Origin of the sequence: Pseudohalioglobus sediminis (genome assembly GCF_008370495.1) — a bacterium.
Classification (GTDB): domain Bacteria; phylum Pseudomonadota; class Gammaproteobacteria; order Pseudomonadales; family Halieaceae; genus Halioglobus.
Genome location: NZ_VTUX01000004.1, coordinates 1 through 17,651, shown reverse-complemented (window position 1 = coordinate 17,651; position 17,651 = coordinate 1). Strand labels below are relative to the sequence as shown.

The window sequence follows — 17,651 nt, the reverse complement described above, 5'->3', positions numbered from 1 at the left end:
ACCGTGAGCACCCCGGATAGCGAACAGATCTATACCAACCTGCACGCGCTGGTCAGGCTGCGCTATACCGCGGGCGGTTTCAGCTATTTGCCGCAGCAGCCAGTGCGATCACTGCTGGCGGGGCGCAAACGCTCCAAGCTGCGCGGCCGCGGGCTGGACTTCGATGAACTGCGACACTATCGCCCGGGTGATGATATCCGCACCATGGACTGGCGCGTAACCAACCGCACGGGCAAGCCCCACGTTCGCGTGTATACCGAAGAGCGCGACCGCCCGGTCATCGTGGTGGTGGACCAGCGCCTGCCCATGTTTTTCGGCAGCGAATACAAGATGAAGTCGGTTATTGCCGCCGAGGTGGCGGCGATTACAGCATGGCGAGTCCTGGGTGTGGGCGATCGTATAGGCGCTATTGTGTTCAATGATGAGCGGCTGGCAGAGGCTCGCCCGGCACGCAGTGAAAAGAAGGTGATGGGGTGGCTCGGCGACCTCGCTGATATGAATAACGCACTGTCAGTCAACTCCGGCATCGACAGCCGGCCGGAGGCACTGGAGGAGGCACTGCGGGCAACACAGCGCATGGTAAGCCATGATTACCTCGTGGTACTGGTATCCGATTTCCATGGCTGGAATGACAGGACACTGCAGAGTATTCGCCGCATTTCGCAACACAATGACGTGATCAGCTGCCTGGTTTACGACCCGCTGGAACGGGACATATCGCGCGCCGACAAACTGGTGGTCAGCGACGGCTTCTACCAGCTGGAAATTGACCCGACCCACCAGGATCTTGGCGGGCGCTTCGAAGCCAGCTTCAAAAGCTCACTGGCGCACGTGCGCAGCGAGTTGCTGCGCCATGACATCCCCGTGGTCCCGGTACACACCGCCCGTCCGGCGGAAAAGCAGCTGCGTGAAAAGCTGGGCGGCCAACGGGTAGTGCGATGAGCCTGCCGGCACTGCCAGACATCTTCGGCAACTATGTACTGGGCGATTTCAATGAAGTGGTCTCGCCACCGGCCATCGACTGGCTGCCGCAAACACCCGGCTGGTACCTGGTCGCGGCGGCACTGCTGGTCATACTCGGGCGCCGGCTGGCGCGCCGGGCCCGGCACTGGTATCACAACCGCTATCGAAGCGAGGCGCTGCGTCGATTGCGCGCGGCGGAAAATGCGGAAAACGCCGTGGTAGAAATCAACCGGCTGCTGAAGCTTGCCGCGATGGAAGCCTTTTCCAGGGAGCAGGTGGCCAGCCTTTCCGGTACCGCCTGGACCGGCTTCCTGAACAGCCAGTGCGACTCGCCGCCCTTCGATGAGCACGAGTGCAAGCTGCTGGAGGACACTGTCTACCGGACTGCCAGCGTGGAGGCGGATGCGCGCTCGCGGTTGCTGCGCGCGAGCCTGGACTGGGTGACACAACACAAGAATCGCTTCGATGATTGAGCTGACCTACCCGTTCGCGTTACTGCTGTTGGCACTGCCGCTACTGATGCGCTTGCTGCCGGCATATAAGGAGAGCCGCGATTCGGTGCGTGTGCCCTTCTTCAGGAAGCTGGTAGAACTGAGTGAGCAGCGCCCGGAGCAGGGAGCGCGCGTATTGCGCCGTGATCGCTTGCAGCGGCTGCTGGTCAACCTGACCTGGCTGTGCCTGGTGCTGGCCGCGGCAAAGCCACAGTGGATCGGCCCACCGATTGAACAACAGAAATCCGGTCGCGACCTGATGATCGCGGTAGACCTGTCCGGCTCCATGGAAGCACAGGACTTCACCCTGCCCGATGGCAGCAGCGTGAATCGTCTGCAGGCAGTGAAGCGCGTGCTGGCCGATCTCGCCAATCGGCGCGCCTCGGACCGTCTCGGCCTGATTGTATTTGGCGCCGCTGCCTATTTGCAGACACCCTTTACAGACGACCACCAGGTCTGGCAGCAGTTGCTGGACGAGACTGAAATTGGCATGGCAGGGCCAAGCACGGTTTTCGGCGATGCCATCGGCCTGGCCATCCGCCAGTTCACCCAGAGCGATTCTGACAATCGCGTGCTGATCATGTTGACGGACGGCAACGACACCGGCAGCACCGTGCCACCGGTAGACGCGGCCAAGGTGGCGGCCAGTTATGACGTACGCATCTATACCATCGCCATCGGTGACCCCACCACCGTAGGCGAGGACGCACTGGACATGGCGACGATCCGGCGGGTCAGCGAACTGACCGGAGGGCGCTCCTTCGAAGCCCTGGACCAGCAGCAGATGCGTGACGCCTACCTGACGATCGGCGAGTTGGAACCGGAGCTCTATGAGAGCATCAGTTTCCGCCCCAGGCAAAGCCTGCACTGGCTGCCTGTAGCGCTGGCCATGGTGCTATACCTGCTCTACCACGTCACCATGGCGCTGATCACGGCGCGCGCCAGGAGGGCTGCTGATGCTGCCTGACCTCGCTGCGCTGGAGCACTTTCACCTGCTCAGGCCCTGGGCGTTGCTGTTGCTGGTTCCCGGTCTCTGGCTGGTCGTCATGCTGCTCAAACGGCAGCAGCAGAAAGACATGTTTGGCGGCATCATCGCCCCCCACCTGCTGGAGCACCTGCGGCTGGATCGCACAGAATCCCGCTGGCTGAGTCCGACCACCTTTACCGTGGCGCTGACCATAGCGATGACCCTCATCGTCGCCGGGCCCAGCTGGCGACAGCAACCATCACCGCTGAGCCAGGATGAGGCGGCGATGGTCGTGCTGGTGGATGTATCGTCTTCCATGGAGCAGACAGACATCCAGCCCTCGCGACTGCAGCGGGCCAAGCAAAAGGCCTCCGACCTGCTGGCACTGCGCCCGGACAAGCAGTCGGCCGTGGTGGTCTACGCGGGCAGCGCACATACGGTGCTCACCCTGACAGCGGATCGCGAGATTCTCGACCAGTACCTTGCCGCAATTACCCCTCAGATGATGCCCAGGCCCGGCAAGTTCCCCGAATACGCCCTGCCACTGGTGGATGAAATCCTGCGCGATACCACCGCGCCTGCATCGGTGGTGTTACTCACGGACGGGCTGGGCGCCGACAGCCTGGCCGCGTTTGCTGGCTATTTTGACGCCCGGCAGCACCAGTTGCTGGTGCTCGGGGTAGGCTCGGAGCGCGACGAGGATGGGCTGATCCCGCTCGAACGTCGCAACCTCGAGCAACTGGCCAGGGCAAGCGGCGGCCACTATTTCAGCCTCACCGTGGACGACAAGGACGTGCGTGCGCTGGAGCGCCGCGTGGAAAGCCATTACGTGATCATCGACGACGATGCGCTGCCATGGCTGGACGGTGGCTACCCGCTGGTTTTCCTGTGTCTGGCGCTATTCCTGATGTGGTTCCGTAAGGGCTGGACCCTGACCTGGACCTGGCTGCTGGTGCCGGTACTGTTATGGGGCACGCCCGATCACAGTATGGCCGCAGAGGATCCCAACCAGCCTGCCGCAACCACAGATGCTGGATTCTCGTTTGGCCAGTGGTTTGCAGACCTGTGGATGACGCCTGACCAGCAGGGCCGGTGGCTTTTGCAGCGCGGCGATTACCGCGCCGCTGCCCGGCATTTCCAGGACCCGATGTGGAAAGGCATCGCTTTCTATTACAACGAGGATTTCATGGAGGCCGCGGAGTATTTCTCCCGTACTGACAGTGATGACGCCCTGTTCAATGAAGCCAACGCACGCGCCCATGCCAGGGATTTCCTGCGGGCGGTAAAACGCTATGACCAGTTGCTGGCGCGCAACCCCGACTACCCGGGCGCCCGCGAAAACCGCGACACGGTGCAGGCCGTCATCGACGAGATCAACCGCATGAGCGAGTCACAGCAGGGTGAAGAGGGCAGCAGCGAGGAAAAACAAATGGGTGGCGACGATGCCATCCCCGCCGAGGGTGCGGAGAAGATCAGCTTCGACCAGATCGAACTGAAACAGTACACCGCCGAGGAAATCCTGGAAAGCCAGGCCACTCGTGATATGTGGCTGCGCGGTGTGCAGCAGGATCCGGCCAACTTCCTCGCCACCAAGTTCAGCATGCAGTTGCAGCGCCGGGAGCAGCCATGATGCGCCAGCTGCTGTTCTGCATTCTCGCCCTCGCCGCGGTGTTCCCCGCACTCGGCGACGATGATTTGCAGGCACTGGTGCGCGCTGGCGAACTCAGCGTCAACAGCAGCATGGACAGTGGACTGCTGGTACCGGGACAGCGGGCAGAACTGGTGGTTGAGGTGGCCACGCAAAACTGGTTTACCGGCGGCACCCGCATTCGCATCCCCGAAATACCCGGGCTGGTGATATTGCAAACACAACAGTTTGCGGCCAACGCCAGCGAGACCCGCGGCGGGCAGACCTGGGTCATCCAGCGCTGGGCGCTGGATGTATACCCACAGCGCGCCGGGGAATTCACGATTCCTGCTATCGCCATGACGGTGCAGGTAAATGGCGGCGACGCCGGCAACCTGAGCGGCGAGCTGGAGGCGCCGGCGGTCAGCTTCACAGTGTCATTGCCGGCAGAGTTGGAGCAGGCTCCTTTCTGGGTGGCCGCACCCGAATTCAGCGTTAGCCAGAGCGTCGATCGCAGCATCGACGCGCTGCAGGCCGGCGACGCCTTCACCAGGCGCATCGAATTCACGGCCAGAGATGTGCAGGCCATGATGCTGCCGGCGTTTGCGGAGGATCCGGTCTCCGGGCTCGCTGCCTACCCGGCACCGCCAGAGCTGGAAAACAGCACCAATCGCGGCCAAATCACTGCCAGCCGCGTACAGGAGATCAGTTACGTCGCCGAAAAACCCGGCAGCTACCTGCTGCCACAGCAGGATTTCTTCTGGTGGAATACGACTACCGGCGAACTGGAACTGCTGTCACTGCCAGCGTTGCAGGTTGAGGTCGCAGGCGGCGCCGTTGGTGCCAGCGCTGACCCACCGGTGCTGTTACAGCGACAAAATCTTATTGTGCTTGGGGCCAGCGTCGCACTGGTCGCGCTACTCGGCTGGCTGCTGTTGCGTTTTCGCCCCTGGCGCCTGCTCGGGCGTTACCGTGCCCCTGCGCTGCGGCTGTGGCGGCAGGTGCAGGACCTGCGCAGGCCGGCACTACCGGAGCGGCTCAACCCCGATAATAGCGCTGCGGAGTGAAGGGCATCCGCGCCACAGTAACCGATACCGGCTTGCCGCGTACATCAACGGCCAGCGCCGTGCCCGGCTCACCGACAGTCCGCTGCACATAGGCCATGGCGACGGGGCCACCGACACTGGCACCATAACCGGCCGAACACACCTCGCCCACCTTGTTACCGTCAGCGTCCGTGACGGCCTGGCCAGCGCGCACCGGGCGCTTGCCCTCTACTTTCAGCCCCACGCGACGCAAGGCAGGGCGATTGCGAATTCGCTCGAACACGACATCCGCGCCGGGAAAGCCGCCGGCACGCTCGCCGTCTTCCCTGCGCGACTTGCTGATCGACCACAGTAACCCGGCCTGCACCGGGTCAATGTCCTCGGTCAGTTCATTGCCGTAAAGGCACAGCCCCGCCTCCAGGCGGAGAGAATCACGGGCACCCAAGCCTACTGGTGCCACCTGCTCCCAGGCCAGGAGTTTGCGTGCCAGAGCCTCGGCTTCCGCCGCGGGCACTGATATCTCAAAACCGTCCTCCCCGGTATATCCGGAGCAGGTGATATACACATCCACCCCGTCAATAGCGGTATGGCAACCCTGCATAAACACCAGCTTCGCCGCCTCAGGGCAAAGCTCGCTCATCACCTCGCGTGCGCGTGGGCCCTGCAGTGCCAGCAATGCCTGCTGCTCCAGCACCTGCAGGGACTGGCCGCTGAGATGCGCGCGCAGATGTTCGATGTCCTGTGCTTTGCACGCGGCGTTCACCACCAGGAAAAAGCGGTCCTGCGCCCAACGCGTGATAATGAGATCATCCAGTACACCACCCCGCGTGTTGGTGAACAGGGCATAGGTCTGCCTGTTGTTTTCCAGTGCCTCGATATCAACCGGTACCAGACCCTCCAGCATGGCGGCCGCCCCCGGGCCTTCAATGACCACCTGCCCCATGTGCGAGACATCGAACAGGCCGGCCGCGGCACGCGTATGCAGGTGCTCCTTGATGATGCCGTCCGGATACTGAACCGGCATGTCATAGCCGGCAAAAGGCACCATTTTTGCACCCAACTCTCGGTGCAGTGTATCCAGTGGGGTGGTCAACAGGCTCATTGGCGGTTCCGAAAAAGTGGGGGAAGCGCAACTCTACCCAGCATGAGCAGGCGCTGCAAGGCGACTTGCCGGCGCGGCGCCGCGTCACCGATAATTGCCCTTTTCCCGGGACGACAGCATGCATCGCTTTAATACGCTCAGCCTCATCGGTATGCCCGGCGTGGGCAAGAGCACCGTCGGCGTGATACTGGCCAAACAGACCGGTTTGCGCTTCGTGGACACTGACCTCGACATCCAGGTCAGGGAAGGAGCCACCCTGCAGACCATCATTGAGCAACACGACTACCGCTACCTGCGCCGGGTAGAGGAGGAGGTGCTACTGGATATTGACCTCGGCGGTGCACTGATCTCCACCGGTGGCAGCGTGGTGTACAGCGCAGCCAGCATGCAGCGACTGCAGCAGGCGGGACCGGTTATCTACCTGCAGGCGGACCTGCAGACCCTGCAGCAGCGTGTCGCGGCCGCGCCCCTGCGCGGCATCGCCAGCGACAGCAAGCAGAGCTTCGCCCAGGTGTACGCAGAACGCACCCCGCTGTATGCGCAATATGCCGACCATACGGTAGATGCCACCCAGGGTGGCCCCGAGGCTGTCGCCACCGCCATCCGCGATGCCCTGGAAAATCCCGCGACTGACTGAAGTCGACACGGTGCCGGACACGACCGGACATGTCCACGCGCAGCCCATTATCGCTGTTTCGCCGCATTCGAGCCCATCAGGCCGGCAGAATGTGCTGGCACGACCCTTGCAGTTCCATCAGTGGGTGGCCCGCCGACCCGCATGCCAGGGACGGCGCGACAAGGATGTCACAGCGAGGGCAGGGAGAGCCAGGGACGGCAGCGGGCCACCCGATTTTGTTAAAAATGTCAGGCAAAAAAATTATTCCCATGCAAATGGTTTTTTGATTTACTCCGCGAGAAGACAGAGAGGTTTCTGTCTGTGACGTTTTATAAATCATCGGGAGGTGGTTTATGGCAGAGCGCAACCAGGAGCCGGCGACGTCTGACTCTTTCGACGATGTCTTCGAGCCCATGCTCGGGGATCTGTCTGATGAGGAGTTCGATGAGCTCGCACCCGCAATCAGCGGCAAGCAGCGATTGGCGGAGAAACGCCGCCGCGCTGAACAGCGGCTGGAAGAGAAACGCCTGAGGGATGAACTGGGCTACTACGATCTGGAACTGGATGATTTCTAGCGCCTCCGCGCCCTGATATCGCCAGGCCCGGTCCCGGATTTGTTTGCCGTCGCTATCAGGTCGGCATTGTCTTTGTTACCCTCTAAATGCACGAGGCGTGCTGCCCGCCAGGGCTGCCCGGCCGGATAGTCATCAGCACACAGCACGCGAGAGGTTGTAGGGGCATGCCGGAAGTAAAGCGAGAAGTCAGGCCGGTTGAGGTCAATTATGTATGCGACGCCTGTGGGCAGGGCATGATGGCCAAGTCAGGCGAAATAGATCCGACAACCGGGGACATAGAACACAGCTGCCTGATCTGCGACCACAAACAATCCTTCCAGTGGCGCAGCTATCCGCGTATTGATCATATCGGCCTGGACGAAAAAATCTGATCGCCAGGCCAGGCTGGCGGCAGGCCCGCGCCGCTATTACCTGTCCAACTGCAACCGCAGGGTCTCAAGTGCAGCCGCACTGGCTGCAAACACGCCATGTTCGGTTACCAGTGCACTCACCAGCCCGGCTGGTGTCACATCGAAGGCCGGGTTGAGTGCCCGGGTGCCGACGGCGGCCACATTGACTTCAAGTGCCTGCCCCGCGGCATCAACACCGGCGACGGACAACACCTCAGCGGCATCACGTTGTTCGATGGGGATTGCATCCCCGTCGGGGCAACGCCAGTCGATCGTCGACTCCGGCAGTGCCACATAGAAAGGAATCTCGTTGTCCCGTGCCGCCAGCGCCTTGAGATAGGTACCGACCTTGTTGCACACGTCGCCGTTGGCCGCCGTTCGATCCGAGCCGACAATAACGCAATCCACCTGCCCCGAGCGCATCAGCTGGCCACAGCTGTTATCTGCCACCACCGTACATTGCACACCGGCCTGCTGCAGCTCCCATGCGCTCAGGTTGACGCCCTGGTTCCTGGGCCGCGTTTCCGACACCCAGACATGCACCGGCATACCCGCCGCGTGAGCCTTGTAGATCGGAGCCAGGGCGGTGCCCCATTGAATGGTCGCCAGCCAGCCGGCGTTACAATGCGTCATCACGTTCAGGGTCCTACCGGCATACAGGTCCTGTAGCAACGCCAGGCCGTTGTCCCCGATAAGTGAACAGCTGTGGATGTCGCCAGAGCGCAGATCAAGGGCCTTGTTCAGCGCAGCCTCTGCCCTTGCCCACGGCAGCAGGGGCTGGATTTCTGCGCATACCTGCTCCAGTGCCCAGCGCAGGTTTACCGCAGTGGGCCGTGTAGCGAGCAGGGCATCGCAGGCTGAGCGCAGGGACTGGTCCGACGGATCACGGGCCACCGCATGCGCCAGGCCAAAGGCCGCCGTAACGCCTATCAGGGGTGCGCCGCGCACCTGCATATGCACGATGGCGTGGCAATAGGCTTCCAGGGAATCCAGGTGGACCCAGCGCAGGGTGTGCGGCAACAGGGTCTGGTCGATGATCTCTACGGTATTGGCTACCGGATCCCAGCGCAGGCTGGACAGGTCATCGTTGCTGAACATGGCGGATCCTCAGGCTGTCGCCGGGTCTTGCTGATTGGTTTCGGCCTGCCATTCAAACACATTGAGCTCGATAAAGATAAACGCAAACAACCACAGCGCCGCGTCCCAGAAATCCAGGAAATCGCCGGCAACGCCCCAGTAGCCTGCGGCCAAAAATAGCGTGCCGTAGAGTATAAGCTTCACCCACTTGGTCACGTTCATGATGCGATCGGACAGGTCACCGCGCAGTTGCAGCCTCACCTCGATCTCCAGCACGATGACGACCAGCAGCCAGGCCGCGGAATTGATCACATCAACCCAGGCCAGCCTGCGTGCTGCCTCCAGAACCTGGGCTTCCGCCAGAATATCAAAACCGGTGACGCGATAGATTTCGCCAGCCACGGCGGCGCAGTTCTGCGCCTGCAAGGGTATGTACTCGTCCAGGTCTACCAGCAGCGACCACCCCTGCCCGACGCTGGCGCAGGCATCGAAGCCGGCCATGGGCGTAACCTCGTACAGCGTCACCAGTTCCGCGTAATAACCGGTAAAGGCGTAAAACACAGCGACGTAGCAAAGCAGCCGGATACCGTGCAGACCCCATTTCACGGGCCCCTGAATCCTGCGGTCATCCAGCACCGATGTCTCGAGTTCAAACAACAGCAGCAGAATAACCCAGGCCGCCGTATCGATGGTTGCGGAGAACACCTGGATAACCTGCGACAGTTCAAAACCATCAACAAAGGTGTGCTCAAGGGCTAATAGCTCTTCCTGCAGGAACAGGTAGACATTGAAGCTCAGCAGCAGGTAGACAATGTATTTTATTGCTGTGAACAGGCGCATGTTGACCGCGCTGTTGGCAAGCAGGTTGTCGCTGTCCTTGGTCATTGGGGAAGCCGCTCCCGGTTAAACCTGCAGCAGCAGGTGCTCCCGCTCCCAGGAAGAAATCACCCGGTTAAACTCTTCGAATTCATCGAGCTTCACCGCGGCATAAGCTTTCAGGAACAGCGCGCCGAACACCTCTTCCACTTCCGGGGAATCACCCAGGTTACGCAGGCCTTCCTCGAGTGTTCGGGCGACTTCAACCTCGTCTTCATTGGCGGTGCCCTGGTGTGGCCGCGTGGGTGTGAGTTTCCGCTGCATGCCCAGGTAACCCGAGGCCAGCGTCGCGGCCATCGCCAGGTAGGGATTGGCATCCGCTCCGGGGAAGCGATTCTCGACCCGCGTGGCCGCCGGGCCGCTCTGGGGCACCCGAAACGCGGTGGTGCGATTGTCCAGCCCCCAGTTCAGGTTGATGGGCGCAGAAATATCGGGCGCCAGCCGCCGGTAGGAGTTCACATTGGGCGCGTAGAGCGCTATCAATTCGGGCGTGTAGTGCTGCAGTCCGGCGATGTAACTGAGGAAGGCTTCCGTGTGCTCGCCCTGCTCATCGACGAAAATATTGCGACCCGTCTCCAGTGATTCAAGACTCTGGTGGATATGCAGGGCGCTACCCGGTTCGGCCTGCATGGGCTTGGCCATAAATGTCGCGTATACGCCATGTTTGTGCGCTGTCTCGCGCACGGTGCGCTTGAAGGTGAATACCTGGTCGGCGAGATCCATGGGGTCGCCGTGCAGGAAGTTGATTTCCATCTGCGCGGCGCCATTTTCATGGATCAGGGTATCAACCCGCAGTTCCTGCGCTTCAGCGAAATCGTACATGTCTTCCACGAAGTCCTCGAACTCCGAAACCGCGTCCATGCTGTAGGACATGCGTGATGTTTCCGCGCGACCGGAACGCCCCTTTGGCGGCGCCAGTACGTTGTCGGGGTCGGTGTTGCGGCTGACCAGGTAGAATTCCACCTCGGGCGCCACCACCGGGCGCAATCCCGCAGCCTGGTACAGGTCCAGCACCTTGCGCAACACATTGCGGGTGGACAGCGGGTGCAAGCTACCGTCCATGGTGTAGCAGTCATGAATAATCTGCGCCGTCGGCTCGCGTGCCCACGGTACGACCCGCATGGTTCCGGGATCGGGCTTGAGGATCATATCTGCGTCAGTAGGCTCAACCAGGTCCCAGTGTTCATCGCAGTATTCACCGGTGACGCTCTGCACCATGATGCTTTCCGGAAGTCGGGGCTCGCCCATGTCCAGAAACTGGTGAGCGGGAATAAACTTGCCCCGGGCATTGCCCGTCATATCCGGCACCAGCACTTCCACCTCTGAAATCTGGTGTTGCTTGAGCCAGTCCTTGATCGCCTGCGTGTCGGTGCTCATACCGCGTCCGTTTTGCCCAAAGCCCCGAGTATCGCGATGAACCCGGGGCTATTCAAGCGTTTTGCTTGGCGCTAACCCTATGGTGGTATGCGCATCCGCCGCTGCAAAACGGTATATTCCCAACATGCAAAACACTCCTCATGTTGAATCCTGGTACGCCGCCTCGGCAAACCAGCAACTGGACTTCCCCCCATTGCGTGGGGAGGTGTCGGCCGATGTCTGTGTTATTGGCGGTGGCTACACCGGGCTGTCGACAGCCATCCACCTGCGCAAACGCGGCTACAGCGTCGTCGTGCTGGAAGCAAACAAGGTGGGCTGGGGCGCCTCCGGGCGCAACGGCGGCCACGTTGGCACCGGCCAGCGCGCGGACCAGGAAACGCTGGAAAAGCTGGTCGGCCTGGATCACGCCAAAGCCCTGTGGCAACTCGGCCTCGAAGGCGTTGAGACTGTCTGTTCCCTGATCGACGAATACCAGATCGACTGCGAACTCAAGTACGGCAACCTCCATGTGGCGTCCAAGGCCAAGGAGCAACCCTGGCTGATCGAAGAAGTAGACCACCTGCGCAGCGTTTACGGTTATGAGGATATCCGCTACGTGGAGCCGGACGAGCTGGCGCAGATGACCTCGGGCCAGGGTTTTCATGGCGGCACCCTCGACAGCGGCGCCCGTCACCTGCACCCCCTCAACTACGCCCTCGGACTGGCCAGTGCCGCCAGTGACCTCGGCGCTACACTGCACGAGGGCAGCCGCGTGTTGTCGTATACAGAAGGCGCGCACGTCACCGTGAACACCGATAGCGGCAGCGTGAAAGCCGACTACCTGGTTTTGGCCTGCAACGGTTACCTGGAGAAACTGGAACCGCGCACCGCAGGTCGAATCATGCCTATCAATAATTACATGCTGGCCACCGAGCCACTGCCAGAGTCACTGGCAAGGCAGCTGATTCGCGACGACACCTCGATGTCAGACAGCCTTTTTGTTATCGATTACTGGAAACTCTCTGCCGACAATCGACTGCTGTTTGGGGGCGGGGAATCGTACACCCGGCGTTTTCCGCGAGACATCGGCAGCTTCGTGCGCAAGTACATGCTGCGCATCTATCCGGAGCTGGAAAGTACGCGCATCGACTACGGCTGGGGCGGCACGCTGGCCATAACGCTTAACCGCATGCCCGATTTTGGCCGCCTGTCATCGCAGGTTTTTTACGCCCACGGCTATTCCGGCCACGGTGTGCCCATCGCCACGCTCGCGGGCAAGCTGTTGGCGGAAGTCATTTCCGGCAGCGCCGAGCGCTTTGACGTCATGGCCACGGTCCCCTCCAAAACTTTCCCCGGGGGCACCCTGCTGCGCTTCCCCGGGCTGGTTGCGGGCATGCTCTTCTACAGCCTCCGCGATAGACTGGGCTGAACCAGGACCCGCCACTGCTGTTAAACTCTGCACTTTGCAATGCACAGGCCAACGCAAGGTGATTCCTCAACAAGACTGCAGCCCACAGGACTGGCAAACACAACTGCGCGACGTGATTCGCTCCGGTGAGGAGCTGCTGCAGTACCTGCAGTTGCAGGCAGCACAGACTGGCTTCTCGCAGCTCGCCAGCCAGGACTTCCCACTGAAGGTGCCACGCGCCTTTGCGCAACGCATGCGCAAGGGCGACCCGGCCGACCCACTGTTGCGCCAGGTGCTGGCCAGCGGCAGGGAATTGTTGGTAGCACCTGGTTTCGGCCACGACCCGGTTGGAGAAACCGGCGACGCCATCCGGCAGCCGGGTATCATTCAGAAGTACCACGGTCGCGTGTTGCTGATTCTCACCGGAGGCTGCGCCATCAATTGCCGCTACTGCTTCCGGCGGCACTTCCCCTATCAACAACACCAACAGAGTCACGCCGAGTGGTTGCAGGCACTTGAACAGATCGCCGCGGACAGCTCGATCACCGAGGTTATCCTCAGTGGCGGCGACCCGTTACTGGTGTCGGACGGGCAGATCCGGCAGCTGCTGGAACGCCTGGCAGGAATACCGCATGTGCAACGGGTGCGGGTGCACACGCGCTTGCCGGTCGTCATCCCCGAACGCGTAACGCCGGCGCTACTGCAAACACTGGGCGCGACACCTCTGGACGCGGTGGTCGTCATCCATGCCAACCACGCCAACGAGCTGGACAGCGACGTGGCTGCAGCCATGCACAGGCTGCGGGCTGCGGGCGTTACAGTGCTCAACCAGGCCGTATTGCTTGCTGGCGTCAACGACAATGCACAGACACTGGTCGAACTCAGCGAGCGCCTGTTCCAGAGCGGCGTGCTGCCCTACTACCTGCACCTGCTGGACAAGGTCCAGGGCGCAGCGCACTTTGATGTATCCACAGATCGCGCCCGCACATTGCACTCGGCAATCAGCGCGCAGCTGCCGGGGTATCTGGTACCGCGACTGGTCAGGGACATACCGGGCCATGCCGCCAAAGTCAGCATCGCCAGTGATGCCACAGCCGGGGTAACCATGGAGGAGGCGCGTTGATCACCTCAGGAAGTTGCGTATCAGCGAGGCCTCTAACGCAGAATTTTTGCCTGAAACGCGGTTCGCAACACAGATTGGCGGTCGTCATCATGGATTTCCATGCGATAATCCCGGGTCAGTTGATAATAAAGACGCAACCAGGCCCATGACAGGCGCACACTTGCAATGACATTGACGGGACCCACGACGGCCTTGCTTGGCCTTCTGCTGCTGATAGCCGGACTGCTGGCATGGACTCTCGTGCGGCTGGCGCGGCAGCGCAGCCGCGTCATCGACAAAGAGCTCGCATCGCAGGCCAGGGACTTCGACCGGCAGTGGCTGCAGAGTGAGGATGGCGAGGCAGAGACGCAGCAGAGCCGTTACCTGCGCACGCTGCTGACGCGGGCTGGCGCAAAGCTGCAATCCTTGAGCACACAGATCGCCGACAGCGAAGCAGCAGCAGCGGAGCGGGAAGCGGCATATGCCAGTGAGCTGGCACAGCAGAAGCAACAACTTGCAGATTCAGTGCGTGAGATCGAGGCCTCGAGAGAAAACCTCTATCACATGGCCTATCACGACAGCCTTACCTCATTGCCCAACCGTCGACTGTTCAGGGAACAGCTGGAGCAGCTGTTGCGGATGGCAGAGAGGCACGGTGAGCAGCTGGCCATTCTTTTCATCGACCTGGATGACTTCAAACGCATCAATGACAGCGTCGGTCACAGTGCTGGAGACAACCTGCTGCAGGAGGTCGCCAGCCGCATACTCAGCTGCGTCCGCGATAGTGACCTGGTCGCCCACAATGTCGACACGGGCCCCTCCATCAACGTGTCCCGGATCGGCGGCGATGAATTCACCGTGGTACTGCCGCAGCTGGAGAGAGTTGAAGCCGCCGGCGTGGTGGCTGAACGCATCGTGGAGGCCATTGGTTCCCCCTTTAATATAGAGGGGCAGGAACTCGTTGTGACCCCCAGTATTGGCATCGCGATAGCGCCCGGAGACGCGTCGGATGCACAGGGCCTGCTGAAAGCCTCCGACATTGCCCTCTACTACGCCAAGGGTCAGGGCAAGAATCACTTCGCCTACTACCAGGAACACATGACAGAGCCGGCGCAGGCCCGCCTGCGCATGGAAGCGGACCTGCGCGGCGCTCTGGAACGCGGCGAGATTGAGCTCGTCTACCAACCGCAGGTGGAAACGCGCACTGCCACGGTAGTCGGTGCCGAGGCGCTGCTGCGCTGGAATCACCCCGAACTGGGGCTGGTGCCACCGATGCGGTTTATCCCGGTTGCGGAAGAAATGAACATTATCGATGAGCTCGGCAGGTGGACCATACGGCAGGCCTGTCAGCAGCTTAAAGCCTATCACGCGAAGAATCTGAAGCTGCCCAAGGTGACCGTTAACGTCTCGGCGCTGCAGTTCAAGATGGAGTTTGTCGATACCGTCAGGGAAGTACTCGCAGAAACCGGCGTTGATCCATCGCACCTTCAGCTTGAGCTGCAGGAGGGCGTGGCGATGAAAGACCTCGGTGAGAGCATCCACATACTCAACGGCCTGAAGGAGCTGGGCATAAGCCTGTGTATTGACGACTTCGGCACCGGTTATTCACCACTGGGCTACCTGAATAACTTCCCACTGGACTCCATCAAGCTGGACCGCAGTTACCTGGTGAAATCACTGGAAAACGAAAAAGAAGCAAACCTGGTCGCAGCCATTATCGATATCGCACGCAACATGGAACTGGGGCTACTCGCCGAGGGCGTGGAGACAATCGAACAATACCAGTTTCTCAACCGCCAGGGTGTGCACCATATGCAGGGCTACCTGTTCAGCGCACCGGTGTCAGCAAGCGAACTCGAGGCCATGTTGGCGCCCTGGCACTTTATGGAATTTTTGCGCCAACTCTCCAATCACCTGGGCGACAGGCCGCGAGAAGTCGCGCCTGCATCGGAAGAGTCGCAGTAGTTCCCGGCCTCGACAGCGGCGCACCTGCGGCTCCCGGGGCAAGCACTTAAGCGCAAAGCTTCACCACGCCTTAGTGTGACGCGCGTCACACAATCCACTGCATTTGCAGGCCCGGACAGCACTTTCGCGACTTTTCTCCGCTTTTTTATTGAAGGCCAGGTGGCCCCTGCTGATACTCGTTGACAGAGCGCTGCACAACAAGGCGCACAACGAAACCAAGGCAAACCATGACTCCGGAAAACCTGCCAGACGAAAGTATAGACAAGGACCACTGCGCCGCCGGCCACATGAAGGCAATCGTGTGCGACTACGGATTGCCGGAAAGCTACCAGCGACTGGTCAATGGGCCATGGCGGTTGGTGGCACAGGCCGTTATCGATCAATACGGCGATGAATCCGATGCCTGGGGAAGAATGACGTGGTTCACGCGCATACTCTGTACCGCGATCGAAACCAGCCTGGAGCGCAACAATCCCGAACCCGTGAAGGATGCGCTCAACGGATTCAGTATCTGGTTGAACTCCCTGCGCGATGACGGCGACGCTCACTCCATGTGTGTCAGCGCCGCCAATTACGCACAACGGCGTATCTCCACACAGATCACTGAAGACACCTGCGAAGCAGAGCATCCCATCGCCACTGTAGATGAGGCCATGGAAAAAGAGCAGACAGAGGCCTCGACGACGAGCCTCGAACAGGATGACAGGGAGGACGACAACTTGTCGGACAAGCAGGAAGGCGGCGCCGAGAACGAACCCGGCGCTGTAGAACACGCACGCGCAGAAGAGCAGGCATGCGAAGAAGAACAGGCGTCGGAGAGCCCCTCCAGCGCCGTTGCAGATGCAGAACAACTCGCGGTGGCAACTTTGCCGATCGCAGATGAACCTTCCGTTACCAGCCCGGAACAGAATGGCGCGCTGGAAACGCTCTCGCTTTCCCTTGCCTATTCAGCAGGGAAACCCGTGAATGAATCATCAACACCAGAAGAGCAGGACGCCCTGCCCGAACAAACCGAAAGAGGCACAGATATGGATATTCCATCGCAAGTCGCTGTCAGCGAGAAGCCCGTCAACCCTGCCGAGAGTGGCGCATCGCCAGCGGCCGAATCGCTGGCTCTGAACAGCCGCCTGACTGAACCGTCATCCGTCGCACCAGTGCCAATGGGCACCTGGCTGGCATTTCACGACCAGGACATACCTACATTGGCCAGCCTGAGTATGTACGACCCCCAGGCAGAAGAATTCGTGCTGGGCAACCAGAACGGCATCGTCGTGCGCAAAATACAGAAAGCTGAACTGATGCGCCTGATCAGCGCAGGCGTGGTGCAAAAGGTAGCCATGACCGCCATCGCCCAGTAAGCACAGACCGGGCGACGTCGGGCACGTTAGAGCCGCTATTTCAGGAAGGACCTGGCGGCTCCAAGCAGGCCATCGATCCCGCCCGCGGCATCCAGCAGGCTGCCGCCGCTACTGGCCTTGTCGACCATCTGAGGCAATACATCGGATAGGCCTCTCGCCGCCGTATCAGTATTGACACCAATGTTGGCGGCGAAATCGGCTACAGCACCCTCTCCCAAAAGACTCTTCAGGCTCTCGGCCGATATCGGAGCGTTGGCGCCATCGCCCAGCCAGGAGTTGACCAGGCTGGACAGATTGCCATTGGCCGCCAGCTTGCTCGTCAACGCCCCCAGGTCGATGTTGCCCTGCCCGTCACCGAGCAGCGAGGATAGCGCGCTGCTTACCGCGTCAGTGTCCACCTGCAATCCCAGCTCTTCCGAGAGCAATCGCGCACCCGCCTGTAAAATATCCATCATCTGATCCCGTTATTGGTTATCCAGCTGAGAAAGCATAGCTCAAGTTCCGGCATGCGCCCGGTTTTCCAACTGCGAATGCGAATGGCCAGGCCCCCGGCCGGGGGATGGATGATAGAGATAGAAAAAAGGCCCCTGAACGAGACTGTGTAAAAACACGCTCTAGCGGCCTTGAACTAAAAAGCCCAGCTGATTTCAGCTGGGCTTTTCTCTTTTCGGTACCTGATTCTCAGGGGGTGTATTACCTCATCGCCGCCAGCAACCTCGGCACACCCACCTCA

Annotated in this window: 17 protein-coding genes; 12 read left to right on the top strand and 5 right to left on the bottom strand. The window is 60.8% G+C overall.

Features of this window, described 5'->3' with window-relative positions:
- Positions 1-3 precede the first annotated feature (3 nt).
- Genes F0M18_RS09570 through F0M18_RS09550 form a run of 5 tightly spaced genes read left to right on the top strand, consistent with a single transcriptional unit; the run spans position 4 to position 5,115 of the window.
- Positions 4-942 carry a DUF58 domain-containing protein gene (locus tag F0M18_RS09570; protein ID WP_149611210.1) on the top strand — a complete coding sequence of 313 codons (939 nt, stop codon included), beginning with the start codon at positions 4-6 and terminating at the stop codon, positions 940-942.
- Positions 939-1,436, top strand: coding sequence for a DUF4381 domain-containing protein (locus tag F0M18_RS09565; RefSeq protein ID WP_149611209.1), 498 nt, complete (start codon positions 939-941; stop codon positions 1,434-1,436). The genes F0M18_RS09570 and F0M18_RS09565 overlap by 4 nt, the downstream gene beginning before the upstream one ends.
- A complete protein-coding gene (locus F0M18_RS09560) occupies positions 1,429-2,421 on the top strand; it encodes a vWA domain-containing protein (RefSeq protein ID WP_149611208.1) in 993 nt (330 codons plus the stop codon). Before F0M18_RS09565 ends, F0M18_RS09560 begins: the two co-directional genes overlap by 8 nt.
- Positions 2,411-4,051, top strand: a complete 1,641-nt coding sequence (locus F0M18_RS09555) for a vWA domain-containing protein (RefSeq protein ID WP_149611207.1) — start codon at positions 2,411-2,413, stop codon at positions 4,049-4,051. The genes F0M18_RS09560 and F0M18_RS09555 overlap by 11 nt, the downstream gene beginning before the upstream one ends.
- Entirely contained in the window at positions 4,048-5,115 is a 1,068-nt protein-coding gene (locus tag F0M18_RS09550; RefSeq protein WP_149611206.1) for a BatD family protein, read from the top strand. The genes F0M18_RS09555 and F0M18_RS09550 overlap by 4 nt, the downstream gene beginning before the upstream one ends.
- Here the strand turns inward: F0M18_RS09550 and gcvT are convergent.
- Positions 5,087-6,196: a glycine cleavage system aminomethyltransferase GcvT gene (gene gcvT / locus F0M18_RS09545; protein ID WP_149611205.1), complete on the bottom strand. Its 1,110-nt coding sequence runs from the start codon at positions 6,194-6,196 to the stop codon at positions 5,087-5,089. The genes F0M18_RS09550 and gcvT overlap by 29 nt on opposite strands.
- Positions 6,197-6,314: 118 nt before the next feature.
- Here gcvT and F0M18_RS09540 point away from each other — a divergent pair, with 118 nt between their 5' ends.
- The 3 genes from F0M18_RS09540 to F0M18_RS09530 all read left to right on the top strand — a co-directional run bounded on the left by F0M18_RS09540 (position 6,315) and on the right by F0M18_RS09530 (position 7,758).
- Complete coding sequence (locus F0M18_RS09540) at positions 6,315-6,833, top strand: shikimate kinase (RefSeq protein WP_149611204.1); 519 nt, start codon at positions 6,315-6,317, stop codon at positions 6,831-6,833.
- Between the two features lie 332 nt (positions 6,834-7,165).
- On the top strand, positions 7,166-7,387 hold the full coding sequence (locus F0M18_RS09535; protein ID WP_149611203.1) for a PA3496 family putative envelope integrity protein: 222 nt from the start codon (positions 7,166-7,168) through the stop codon (positions 7,385-7,387).
- 164 nt (positions 7,388-7,551) lie between these two features.
- A complete protein-coding gene (locus F0M18_RS09530) occupies positions 7,552-7,758 on the top strand; it encodes a type II citrate synthase (RefSeq protein WP_149611202.1) in 207 nt (68 codons plus the stop codon).
- Positions 7,759-7,794: 36 nt separating this feature from the next.
- On the opposite strand, the gene mtnA is transcribed toward F0M18_RS09530, so the two are convergent.
- Genes mtnA through F0M18_RS09515 form a run of 3 tightly spaced genes read right to left on the bottom strand, consistent with a single transcriptional unit; the run spans position 7,795 to position 11,106 of the window.
- Positions 7,795-8,874, bottom strand: coding sequence for an S-methyl-5-thioribose-1-phosphate isomerase (gene mtnA, locus F0M18_RS09525; RefSeq protein WP_149611201.1), 1,080 nt, complete (start codon positions 8,872-8,874; stop codon positions 7,795-7,797).
- A 9-nt stretch (positions 8,875-8,883) separates the two neighbouring features.
- Complete coding sequence (locus F0M18_RS09520; protein WP_149611200.1) at positions 8,884-9,738, bottom strand: hypothetical protein; 855 nt, start codon at positions 9,736-9,738, stop codon at positions 8,884-8,886.
- An 18-nt stretch (positions 9,739-9,756) separates the two neighbouring features.
- The gene (locus F0M18_RS09515; protein WP_149611199.1) at positions 9,757-11,106 is read right to left on the bottom strand and encodes a glutamine synthetase family protein; all 1,350 of its coding nucleotides are present in this window, start codon (positions 11,104-11,106) and stop codon (positions 9,757-9,759) included.
- Between the two features lie 124 nt (positions 11,107-11,230).
- Here F0M18_RS09515 and F0M18_RS09510 point away from each other — a divergent pair, with 124 nt between their 5' ends.
- The 4 genes from F0M18_RS09510 (at position 11,231) to F0M18_RS09495 (ending at position 16,918) form a co-directional block, all read left to right on the top strand.
- On the top strand, positions 11,231-12,514 hold the full coding sequence (locus F0M18_RS09510; protein WP_149611198.1) for an NAD(P)/FAD-dependent oxidoreductase: 1,284 nt from the start codon (positions 11,231-11,233) through the stop codon (positions 12,512-12,514).
- A 58-nt stretch (positions 12,515-12,572) separates the two neighbouring features.
- The gene (gene epmB, locus F0M18_RS09505; RefSeq protein WP_149611197.1) at positions 12,573-13,616 is read left to right on the top strand and encodes an EF-P beta-lysylation protein EpmB; all 1,044 of its coding nucleotides are present in this window, start codon (positions 12,573-12,575) and stop codon (positions 13,614-13,616) included.
- 165 nt (positions 13,617-13,781) lie between these two features.
- The gene (locus F0M18_RS09500; protein WP_149611196.1) at positions 13,782-15,560 is read left to right on the top strand and encodes a putative bifunctional diguanylate cyclase/phosphodiesterase; all 1,779 of its coding nucleotides are present in this window, start codon (positions 13,782-13,784) and stop codon (positions 15,558-15,560) included.
- A gap of 227 nt (positions 15,561-15,787) precedes the next feature.
- Positions 15,788-16,918 carry a hypothetical protein gene (locus tag F0M18_RS09495; protein WP_149611195.1) on the top strand — a complete coding sequence of 377 codons (1,131 nt, stop codon included), beginning with the start codon at positions 15,788-15,790 and terminating at the stop codon, positions 16,916-16,918.
- Between the two features lie 35 nt (positions 16,919-16,953).
- Here the strand turns inward: F0M18_RS09495 and F0M18_RS09490 are convergent, their stop codons facing one another.
- Entirely contained in the window at positions 16,954-17,370 is a 417-nt protein-coding gene (locus F0M18_RS09490; RefSeq protein WP_149611509.1) for a YidB family protein, read from the bottom strand.
- Positions 17,371-17,651 lie beyond the last annotated feature (281 nt).

Bases quoted from the DNA above. Each gene is read 5' to 3' on its own strand.
- F0M18_RS09565 (WP_149611209.1), top strand. From the start codon at position 939: ATGAGCCTGCCGGCACTGCCAGACATCTTCGGCAACTATGTACTGGGC.
- F0M18_RS09560 (WP_149611208.1), top strand. From the start codon at position 1,429: ATGATTGAGCTGACCTACCCGTTCGCGTTACTGCTGTTGGCACTGCCG.
- F0M18_RS09555 (WP_149611207.1), top strand. From the start codon at position 2,411: ATGCTGCCTGACCTCGCTGCGCTGGAGCACTTTCACCTGCTCAGGCCC.
- F0M18_RS09550 (WP_149611206.1), top strand. From the start codon at position 4,048: ATGATGCGCCAGCTGCTGTTCTGCATTCTCGCCCTCGCCGCGGTGTTC.
- gcvT (WP_149611205.1), bottom strand. From the start codon at position 6,196: ATGAGCCTGTTGACCACCCCACTGGATACACTGCACCGAGAGTTGGGT.
- F0M18_RS09540 (WP_149611204.1), top strand. From the start codon at position 6,315: ATGCATCGCTTTAATACGCTCAGCCTCATCGGTATGCCCGGCGTGGGC.
- F0M18_RS09535 (WP_149611203.1), top strand. From the start codon at position 7,166: ATGGCAGAGCGCAACCAGGAGCCGGCGACGTCTGACTCTTTCGACGAT.
- F0M18_RS09530 (WP_149611202.1), top strand. From the start codon at position 7,552: ATGCCGGAAGTAAAGCGAGAAGTCAGGCCGGTTGAGGTCAATTATGTA.
- mtnA (WP_149611201.1), bottom strand. From the start codon at position 8,874: ATGTTCAGCAACGATGACCTGTCCAGCCTGCGCTGGGATCCGGTAGCC.
- F0M18_RS09520 (WP_149611200.1), bottom strand. From the start codon at position 9,738: ATGACCAAGGACAGCGACAACCTGCTTGCCAACAGCGCGGTCAACATG.
- F0M18_RS09515 (WP_149611199.1), bottom strand. From the start codon at position 11,106: ATGAGCACCGACACGCAGGCGATCAAGGACTGGCTCAAGCAACACCAG.
- F0M18_RS09510 (WP_149611198.1), top strand. From the start codon at position 11,231: ATGCAAAACACTCCTCATGTTGAATCCTGGTACGCCGCCTCGGCAAAC.
- F0M18_RS09500 (WP_149611196.1), top strand. From the start codon at position 13,782: ATGACATTGACGGGACCCACGACGGCCTTGCTTGGCCTTCTGCTGCTG.
- F0M18_RS09495 (WP_149611195.1), top strand. From the start codon at position 15,788: ATGACTCCGGAAAACCTGCCAGACGAAAGTATAGACAAGGACCACTGC.
- F0M18_RS09490 (WP_149611509.1), bottom strand. From the start codon at position 17,370: ATGGATATTTTACAGGCGGGTGCGCGATTGCTCTCGGAAGAGCTGGGA.